The sequence below is a fragment of the Methylobacterium sp. D48H genome, from assembly GCF_053345715.1.
This window is the reverse complement of the sequence record NZ_JBKFAP010000088.1, coordinates 1-559: the sequence shown is the minus strand read 5'-3', so window position 1 is coordinate 559 and position 559 is coordinate 1. Positions and strand designations below refer to the sequence as shown.

At 67.6% G+C, this 559-nt stretch carries 1 pseudogene; it reads right to left on the bottom strand.

The features are described 5' to 3' along the window. Positions 1 to 41 precede the first annotated feature (41 nt). Positions 42 to 559: pseudogene (locus ACLBX8_RS31600) on the bottom strand (DDE-type integrase/transposase/recombinase); the annotation flags it as partial.

Below are 559 nucleotides of genomic sequence, written 5' to 3'. Positions count from 1 at the left end.
TGGAGTGCACCCTGTTTGACCGGACAGGCAGCGGGGCGGGTTTAGGCAGTCCGGCTGAGGTACTCTCGGGGCGAGAGCATGCGCAGGCCGGAGTGCGGGTGGATGGTGTTGTAGTCCTCGAACCAAGCCGGCAGAAGCCGCATCACGGTCTCGGCGTCGACCAAGATGGCAAGGCGGGCATAGTCGCGCTTGAGCGTCTTCACGAACGCCTCCGCGATGCCGTTGCTCTGCGGCGAACGCACCGGGGTGAACAGCAGCCGCAGGCCGAGCGCGGCGGCCGTCTGCGCTGTCTCCTTGGCGATGTAGGCGGAGCCGTTGTCGGACAGCCACTCGACCGGGTGCGGGGTCTTCGTCGCGCCGAACCGGCGCTCGCAGCAGGCGATCATCAGGTTGCAGACCATCTCGGCCGAGACGCCCGTCGTGGTCGCCGACCACGCGATGATCTCACGGTCGCACGCGTCGATGGCAAACAGCACGCGGACGACCGCACCGTCCCGGCAGCGCAGTTCGAGGTGATCCGAGCGACCCGCTCCACGTTCGAACGCAACGCCACCACGGT